Genomic DNA, 8,999 nt, shown 5'->3' with positions numbered 1-8,999 from the left:
TAATTTTTATTGTTTAATATGCCAAAGTTATTTTAAAGACAGTTATATTATAGCATATAAAATACTATATATTATCTCAAATTTATCTCATTTTTATAAGCAATAAATATAAAAAAGCAACAAACTAGATTTACTAATTTGTTACTTATAATTTTTATTGCAATCCTTTTACATCTTTACTAGAAATCTTTTCACCATTTTCAACTTTATCAATTACATTTTTGATATCTTCTAATTTATCTTTATCAGGAGCAGTAACATATGTTCTTTGTCCTTTTTGAGAATATGTTTTGTACGTATATTCAGGATCTCCTGTTACTTGAACATTGAACATATCCCATTCTGCCATATCATCTAGTTGCATATTTATTAATGCTTTGATATCATCACTAGCCATATCTGTTTCAAATGTTCCTTCAACAGCTGACAGAATATTATTGTAATTAGTAATAATTTTAGGTGATATTGCCTTATCGATAATGGCTTTTAATAATTTCTGTTGATTTTTACCACGATCAAAATCGCCATTTGGTAAAGCATAACGTTCTCTAACAAAGCATAATGCTTTATCGCCATCCATTTGATTTTCACCTTTTACAATTTTGTAATTACCATGCAATGTTGTAAATGCATAATCTGAATTTACTGTTACACCACCTAATGCATCAATAATATTAGTTACACCAGAGAAATTAGTTTTAGCATAGTAATTAACTTTTAAATCCAAGAAATCTTCTAACGTTTGAATCGTTTCATTTATTCCATACATCGCCGAATGGTTAATCTTATCCATTTTACCATTCATGTGTAAATTAACTTTAGTATCTCGTGGAATACTTACCATTAATATTTGTTTTTCAACCGGATTAACACAAACAAGTAAATTAACATCAGCTCTTGAAATAGTATTTACTGATCCATAAGTATCAATTCCAGTAATATAAACGATAAAAGAATTTTCAGTAACATCTGTTTTAGTTGTTACAGTATTTATTTTTTCTTCTACTTCCATTTGGTAAACTACTCTAGTTTCATCGCTGAAAGATTCATGATTAGTTTCTAATATTCCTAAGTATGATTGATCAGCAATGATGCAATCAACTTCATTTTCATATAAAGCGTCTGCTAATACAGCGTAATCATCATAATTTTTTTTCTTTGGTTCGCTACCAATTTGATCTTGAATTTGAGCTAGTGCATCAGTAATATTAGAAACACTAGTTTTATTTTCAACACCAATAGTTTTTCCCTTTAAATCTTCAACTTTTTCAATATCACTGTTTTTCATTACATATACAGCGATAACTCTTGTCTGAGTAAATGCATTTGTAATGTTATTAATAAAGTCATTTCCTCTTGCAGCAAAAACACTGACTGTAATCATAAATATTGAAAGTAAGACACTTGTAAATTTACTAATAAAAATTCTAAAGCGTTTGCCTGTACGTCTTTTTTTACGAGCACCTGAAGTTATCCAAATAACTTCACCTAAAAACAAGACTAATAAAATTACCACCAGGATTAAATAATATCTTAATGGTAACATCTTTAAACTATATATATATGCTAAGAATACAATAGAAGCTATTAATTGAAAAGTTAAGATAACTCCTTTAGATAAAAGCTTAGATAATATTCCTTTCTTTTTTTTTCGTTTCATATCTTCACCTCATTGCACCTTATATAATAACATAATGTAATGTCATAATATAGCTATATTTGTAAAAAAAATTAGAGCTTAATCAAAAGCTCTAACCTTCATAATCTGTTATATCTTTTATATCATCTTTGCTAATACGTTCTCCGGCTTCGATTTTATCAATAACATCTTTAATTAAGTTAACTTGTTTTCTATATGGTTTCATAACATATACATTAGATCCTGACATTGAATAAGTTTCATCTGTCATGTAACCTTCTCCAGTTACTTGAATATCAAATACTTCCCATTCAGCCATATCATCTAGCTGCATATTAAGTAATGATCTAATTTCTTCACTTGACATATCAGTTTCAAATGTTCCTTCAATAGCACTTAAAATATTATCAAAATTAGTAATAATTTTTGCTGACATTGCTTTATCAAGCATTGCTTCTAATAATTTTTGTTGATTTTTACCGCGGTCAAAATCGCCATTTGGTAATGAATAACGTTCTCTAACGAAACATAATGCCTTATCGCCATCCATTTGATTTTCACCTTTTACAATTTCATAGTTACCGTGTAGTGTCGTAAAAGCATAGTCCGAATTAACTGTTACTCCGCCCAAAGCATCGACGATATTAGTAATTCCACTGAAATTAGTACGTGCAAAATAGTTAATTTGAATATCTAAGAAATCTTCAATTGTACTAATTGTTTCTGCCGTACCATAAATACCAGTATGCGTTAATTTATCCATCTCACCATTTTTATTTAATTTAATTTCACAGTCACGAGGGATACTAGTCATTAAAATTTGTTTTTCAACAGGATTAACAGTTACTAATAAGTTAACATCACTACGAGAAACAGTATTTACTGAACCATATGTATCAATTCCTGTAACATAAACAGTAAATGTATTTTCAGTTACATTTGTTTGTTTTGTATTAACTGTTAATTTAGATTCATATTCATATGATTTAATTACTTTAGTTTCATCTTTAAAACTTGGATGATTGATTTCTAACATTGCATCGTATTCTTGTCCAACAATAATAGCATCAACTTCACCATTATATAAAGCATCTGCTAAAGCACTATATTCTTCATATCTATTCATATGTTTTTGTTCACCGATTTCTTCTTCCATATCGGCAATTGCTCTTGTCACTGTTGTTGTATCATATTGATATGATACGCCAAAATTTGCTCCATCAAGATCTTTTAATTTTGTTGCTTCATGATCTTTCATTGTAATTACAGAAACAAGATAATTTTGCGTAGTTGCTTCACTTACTTGATTAAAAAAATCGTTTCCTCTAACTACAAATGTAGAAGCTACCATTAATAGGATACTTACCAATAAACTCACTAATTTAGTAATTATTGATCTTTTACTACGTAGACCCTTGTCTATTTTCTTCTGTCCACTTTTCATAATAAAGAAGAAAATAATAATTAGTAAAACTAATCCTATACATCCAGGAATAAAGTATTTAGCTGGCACCACTTTTAACTGGTACACAAAATATACAAAAATTGCTGTTGCGATCAATTGAACCGCTAAAATTAAGTATTTCGAAGTTATAAAACTTATAAACTTATTTTTTTTCTTCATAGAAGCCTCCTATTTTAGTACTTTTTACCGTTAAATAATATCATATTCTTTTTTATAATACAAATTTATGGCGAAATTATGAAAAAATTTAATAAATTTGTAAGAATTTATTTATAAAAATTAATATTTATATCAATTATACTGATTATATCTATATAATTTAGTAATATGGTATACTAATAAAAAGACTATTTTACAAAAGGAGCTAATCCAAAATGAAAAAATTTTTAATAATTATCCTCATCCCTTTATTTTTACTGACTGGTTGTGATTTTATTGAAACACCGGTTCGAGAAGAGAAAACTGATTCAAAAGAAAATATTGATATCGATAATAGTCAACTTAATGATGATACTAGCTATTTATATTACTACAATAATTTATCTACTAAAGAAAAGGAGATTTATACTAGTATTTATAACTGTCTAATTAACTATCAATCTAAAATTGAATTACCTTCAGCGGATTATGAACAAATAGTAAGTATTAACGAATATGTACTATACGATCATCCAGAAATATTTTATTTCAACTATTTTGAATTACAAAATCAAGTTGATGTCTGTTATTACAAACCAATTTATACCTATAATCAAGATGAAGTAACAGAACTAACAAAACAACTAGAAAATATTCGTAATCAATTTATTAGTTCATTGGATTCTAATAGTAGCGACTACGATAAATTAAAAGCTATTTATAATTATGTTATCGAAAAAAATACTTATGTTGATGGGGCTAAAGATAATCAATACATTACAAGTGCTTTAATATATGGTAATACTGTTTGTAGTGGTTATGTCAAAGCCATTCAATATTTATGTGAAGCTATTGATATTAATTCTGCCTATATTGTTGGTAAAGCTTTGAATGATAGTGATAATTCTAGTCATGCCTGGAACTTAATTGAACTTGATGGTGATTACTATTATCTTGATGCTACCTGGGGTGATTATGTTGATGAACAAAATGCTTTTACAATGTATTCATATTTTATGTTTGATTCTGATACAATGTTAAAACTTTATCAACCTACAAGTGATTATGAAAATACAATTAATGGTAAGTACTGCTATTTTGATTATGAAAATTACTATAATGAAAGTTATGATTTAAATCTATTGAAATCAATGGTAGGCAATTATCGTAGCAATGGTATTAATTGGATGGAATTTAAATTTAGTGATAGCTGCTATCAACAAGCAAAAACTAATTTAATTGATAACGAAGAAATGTTTGATTTATACAATCAATACGCTTCTGGTTCTTATTCTATTCAATATTTTTACTTAGATTCTTTAAATATTTTAATTTTTAAAATGCCTTAATGCTTCTCGACAACGGTCGTTATTTTAATTAAATTTTCGAGATTTTTTCACGAATTTTAACGAAAACTTTATTGTATTAAGGAACTATATTAGCTAGTTTTCTAAATCAAGAATTATCTGTTTCTAAACCCTTTTCTCTTTTAAACTGTATAAATATAATAAATTTTGTCACTAAAACGAAAGGGGAATACAAAGATGACAGACGTAAAAAAGTATACAGTGTACATTTTAGAAGAAAACAAAGATTTATTGAAAAATATTAAGGATAGCTTATTGGCCACTAATAATTTTACCGTTATTGGTAATAGTGATAGTGCTGTTAGCTGTTTAAATTATTTATCTAATAATACTTGCGATTTACTGATTATTGATTTAATGTTAAGTAATATTGATGGTATCGGTGTTTTAAACAAACTAAAAGAAATTAACAATCGTGCATATAATAAAGTAGTATGCATCACAAGTTTTACAAATCCTTTGATCTGTGAAACGTTAGAAAAATTAAGTGTTAGTTATTGCTTTAAGCAACCTTTTGATATTAATTATTTCATCTCTACTTTAAATTCAGTAATGAAAGTATCTTTAGAAGATATAAAAATGATGTCTCAAGATGAATCTGAAAAATATCAAAAAATTAAACTTGAAAATGAAATTACTGATATATTACATGAAGTAGGAATCCCTGCTCATATTAAAGGTTATATGTACTTAAGAACCGCTATTTTATCTACTTATTATAATATTGAACTATTAGGACAAGTTACAAAGGTATTATACCCAGATATTGCTCGCCAATACAGTACTACTGCTTCACGAGTTGAAAGAGCAATTCGGCATGCTATCGAAGTTGCATGGAATCGTGGTAATACTGATGCTATTGATGATATTTTCGGCTATACTGTCAGTGCTGCTAAATCTAAACCAACTAATTCTGAATTTATTGCTATGATTGCTGACAAATTGCGCTTAGAACACCAAACCAAAGCCGCAAGTCGTCATAGTTATTTATAAAATCTATAGTTATCTTTTTAGAAAGAATCAATGAGATGAAAGATCTCCATTGATTCTTTATTTTTATTGTCTAATTTCTAATAATAACTTATCTACAATCGTTGAGATAAACTCTGAATTACACGGACGATGATTGATTCTATAACCAAATACATCATCTAATTCATCTTGATCTCCATTTTCCCAAGTATTCTTAATTATATGCCGAATTGATTGTTCAACACGTGAAGCTGTTGTTCCATGTGCTCTAGCAATTCTGGGATATAACTCTCTAGTAATCTCACTTAAAAGATTAATATTTTCAATCACCATTGTAGTCCCGGTAACTAAATAATAAAAGCCTCTTAAATGACGTGGCATTCCCATTTTAATTAATATATCATGAACTCTTTTTTCATTATTTATTTTAGAACTATATTCGATCTTGTTAATTGTTGTTGCATTTACAATATTTTTTATAATTTCCATAAAATAATTATAATTTAATGGTTTTTTGAAATAATAATCAATTTTCAATTTTTCTAATTGATCAAATATCATTCCACTACTAAAATTACTTATACAAATAATATTTCGAAACGCATTATAATTAATTTCCTTAACTCTTTTAACAATTCCAAGTCCATCTATTTCCATTAATATCAAATCAACAATTAATAAGTCACAACTATTACTTGACAAATAATTTATACAATCGCTGCCACTATCAAAATCTGCTTTTAAAACATATTTTTCCCGTTCTTTAATCTTACCTATCAAATTTTTTCTTAATTCTTGATCTTCTGTCAATATTACTATAGTTATTTCACTGTCCATTTTAATTTTTCAATGTTATCCACATTTCTCCTCACTCTTTACTTTATCCCTGTTTTTTATCTCTTACTAAATTTCTAAAAATTTACATATTAGCAAAATTTTCTTCAATATCCCCATTATTTATTTTCCCCCTTTCTGGCTAACAAAAAAAGTATAACAAATTTTTGTGGTTTAGAATATAAAACTTATGTGTATAAAAAAAATTCACAATAATTTTATAAAAAAAGGACTCAAAATTTCTCTTGAATCCATAAACTTTATTTTATTATTTAAATAATGCACTACCAATTCTAACTAATGTTGCTCCACATTCCATGGCTTCATGATAATCATTTGACATTCCCATTGAAATCTCACTCATTGGAAATTCTGGATACTTGTTTTTCAAGTCATCAAATAATTCTTTAGTTTGTTTAAAATAAACACGTGTTTCTTCATGATTAATATTTGGTGCCATCATCATTAATCCTTTTACTTCTAAATGCGGACATTTTTTTAAATAATCAAATACTTCTTCAATTTCTTCAACTTCAAAACCGTGTTTACTTTCTTCTTTAGCAACATTGACCTGCACTAAAATTGGCATCTTTAATTCATGTTTACGAGCCTGCTTTTCAACTTCATCAATTAATGAATAACTTGCAATTGAATGAATTAAAGTAACTTTATCAATAATATATTTTACTTTATTTGTTTGCAAAGTCCCTATAAAATGAAATTCTCCATTACCATGGTAATGTTCATATTTTTCTAAAAAAGCCTGAACACGATTTTCACCAAAATACTTCACACCTAAAGCTTCTAGTTTTTCAATTTCATGATAATCAACATATTTTGTAGCTGCTACTAATTTAGCGCCTTTAACTTGCGCTAATATTTCTTTTACTGCTTCTTCATTTACTATCATTTATATCCCTCCATAGACAATATTTCCATCAATAATAGTTGCAAGAACTTTAATATCCTTTATTTTATTTACGTCTACTGATAGTATATCATTTTCTAGAATAACTAGATCACAAAATTTTCCAATTTCTATTGATCCTTTGATATTTTCTTCAAATGAAGCATATGCTCCATCAATAGTAAATGAATCAATTGCTTCCTCTCTAGTTAAAGACTGCTCTTTTAAATATGGTCCAGTCCCATCAATTGATGTTCTTGTTATTGCTAGTTGAATACCTTTTAAGATATCAGGTTTTTCAACCGGACAATCAGAACCATTAGAAATAGTAGTAATTTCTTTCAATGTTTTAAAATTATAAGAAGTTTTAGCAATCTCTGGCTTTACACGTTCATTAACAATATGATTATCATAATCCAAAAAAATACTTTGAATATATGCATGTAGATGCAATTGTTTTATTTTTAACAATTGATCTTGGCGAGTAATTTGACAATGAACAATACCATGACGATGATCTTGACGTGGATGGTTAGCTAAAGCATATTCATAAGCTTCAATTATCCAATCAAGAATTCCATCACCAATTGCATGAATAGCTATTTGCATTTGATTTTTATTTGCAAAATCAAACATTTCTTTAAATTCTTCTTTAGTATATACAGGAATTCCTTGAGTAGTAGGATCATCATAATATGGTTCACTTAAATATGCAGTCCGTCCACCAAGTGAACCATCACCAAGCATTTTTAATGGTCCAATCTTAAACATATTAGTTCCAACTCCAGTATGATATCCAGAATCAACGAATTCTTTTAATGTTACTATATTGGTAAATTGAGCTTGTTCATATACTCGCACTGTTAATTTATTTTCAGCATCTAACTGTTTTAATGCTTCTAGTGCATCATGATAATTATCTGTTGCACTTAAAAAATCATCACTTTGTACAGAAGTTATCCCATAAGAATTTAAACTTTTTTGAGCGATCATAATTGACTCTTTAATATCATCTACAGTTGGTTTGCCTATTGCATTATAGATTAAATTTAATGCATTTTCTTTAAAAATACCAGTTTCTAAATCATAACTGCCCCCTTCAACTTCTTGGTCATGGATATTTGCTAATTCAATTGCTTTACTATTAGCTACTAAAATATGTCCACAAGCTCTTGTAATTACAATTGGGTCTTCTTTACTAATTGAATCTAAATCTTTACGAGTTGGAAATCTTGAAACATCTTTAAAATAATCATGATTCCAGCCCCTCCCAACTAGCCATTTTCCTGGTAATAAATTACGCTGTAATTCTCCAAGAAGATCAGCTAATGAATCAGTATGATTTTCTAATAAAAGATTTCTTAAACTTTGTCCATAATTAACTAAATGCATATGTGAATCATTAAAACCAGGATAGACATATTTTTTCTTTAAATCAATACTATCACCATTATATTTTAATGCTTCATCATCATTACCAATAAAAATAATTTTGCCATGTTTTTCAACAAATGCTGTTGCCTTTTTATGACCATATAAATTTCCATTATAATAAATTTTCATTATAACCACACATTCCTTTCCGCCTGCGGCTGCAAGGCACACATCGTCATGAATAATTCCTTGCTTGTGCAGATCTTTTATTCTATATTCTTACTGAAGGAGTCTTATACTACA

7 protein-coding genes are annotated in these 8,999 nt (G+C 27.6%); 2 read left to right on the top strand and 5 right to left on the bottom strand.

The genetic code is table 11. The features are described from left to right. Positions 1–154: 154 nt before the first annotated feature. Both B5E92_RS14530 and B5E92_RS14525 read right to left on the bottom strand, forming a co-directional pair. Positions 155–1,660: an LCP family protein gene (locus tag B5E92_RS14530; protein ID WP_087303340.1), complete on the bottom strand. Its 1,506-nt coding sequence runs from the start codon at positions 1,658–1,660 to the stop codon at positions 155–157. Positions 1,661–1,751: 91 nt separating this feature from the next. Then, positions 1,752–3,263: an LCP family protein gene (locus tag B5E92_RS14525; protein WP_087303338.1), complete on the bottom strand. Its 1,512-nt coding sequence runs from the start codon at positions 3,261–3,263 to the stop codon at positions 1,752–1,754. Between the two features lie 215 nt (positions 3,264–3,478). On the opposite strand from B5E92_RS14525, the gene B5E92_RS14520 reads away from it, so the two are divergent. Next, on the top strand, positions 3,479–4,591 hold the full coding sequence (locus B5E92_RS14520; RefSeq protein WP_087303336.1) for a transglutaminase domain-containing protein: 1,113 nt from the start codon (positions 3,479–3,481) through the stop codon (positions 4,589–4,591). 195 nt (positions 4,592–4,786) lie between these two features. Then, positions 4,787–5,602 (top strand): sporulation transcription factor Spo0A, encoded by an 816-nt coding sequence (gene spo0A, locus B5E92_RS14515; RefSeq protein WP_087303334.1) that lies wholly within the window; start codon positions 4,787–4,789, stop codon positions 5,600–5,602. Between the two features lie 63 nt (positions 5,603–5,665). On the opposite strand, the gene B5E92_RS14510 is transcribed toward spo0A, so the two are convergent. From B5E92_RS14510 to B5E92_RS14500, 3 genes are all read right to left on the bottom strand, one after another. After that, positions 5,666–6,418: a sporulation initiation factor Spo0A C-terminal domain-containing protein gene (locus B5E92_RS14510; protein WP_087303332.1), complete on the bottom strand. Its 753-nt coding sequence runs from the start codon at positions 6,416–6,418 to the stop codon at positions 5,666–5,668. A gap of 265 nt (positions 6,419–6,683) precedes the next feature. Continuing rightward, the gene (locus tag B5E92_RS14505; protein ID WP_087303330.1) at positions 6,684–7,325 is read right to left on the bottom strand and encodes a YggS family pyridoxal phosphate-dependent enzyme; all 642 of its coding nucleotides are present in this window, start codon (positions 7,323–7,325) and stop codon (positions 6,684–6,686) included. Beyond that, complete coding sequence (locus B5E92_RS14500; protein WP_087303328.1) at positions 7,326–8,885, bottom strand: amidohydrolase; 1,560 nt, start codon at positions 8,883–8,885, stop codon at positions 7,326–7,328. Positions 8,886–8,999: the final 114 nt, after the last annotated feature.

It is taken from the genome of Erysipelatoclostridium sp. An15 (genome assembly GCF_002160675.1).
GTDB classification, from domain to species: domain Bacteria; phylum Bacillota_I; class Bacilli_A; order Erysipelotrichales; family Coprobacillaceae; genus Thomasclavelia; species Thomasclavelia merdavium.
The sequence above is the reverse complement of the archived record's forward strand: the minus strand, read 5'-3'. Positions and strand labels throughout refer to the sequence as shown.

Coding starts and splice junctions, on each gene's coding strand:
- B5E92_RS14530 (WP_087303340.1), bottom strand. CDS start 1,660: ATGAAACGAAAAAAAAAGAAAGGAATATTATCTAAGCTTTTATCTAAA.
- B5E92_RS14525 (WP_087303338.1), bottom strand. CDS start 3,263: ATGAAGAAAAAAAATAAGTTTATAAGTTTTATAACTTCGAAATACTTA.
- B5E92_RS14520 (WP_087303336.1), top strand. CDS start 3,479: ATGAAAAAATTTTTAATAATTATCCTCATCCCTTTATTTTTACTGACT.
- spo0A (WP_087303334.1), top strand. CDS start 4,787: ATGACAGACGTAAAAAAGTATACAGTGTACATTTTAGAAGAAAACAAA.
- B5E92_RS14510 (WP_087303332.1), bottom strand. CDS start 6,418: ATGGACAGTGAAATAACTATAGTAATATTGACAGAAGATCAAGAATTA.
- B5E92_RS14505 (WP_087303330.1), bottom strand. CDS start 7,325: ATGATAGTAAATGAAGAAGCAGTAAAAGAAATATTAGCGCAAGTTAAA.
- B5E92_RS14500 (WP_087303328.1), bottom strand. CDS start 8,885: ATGAAAATTTATTATAATGGAAATTTATATGGTCATAAAAAGGCAACA.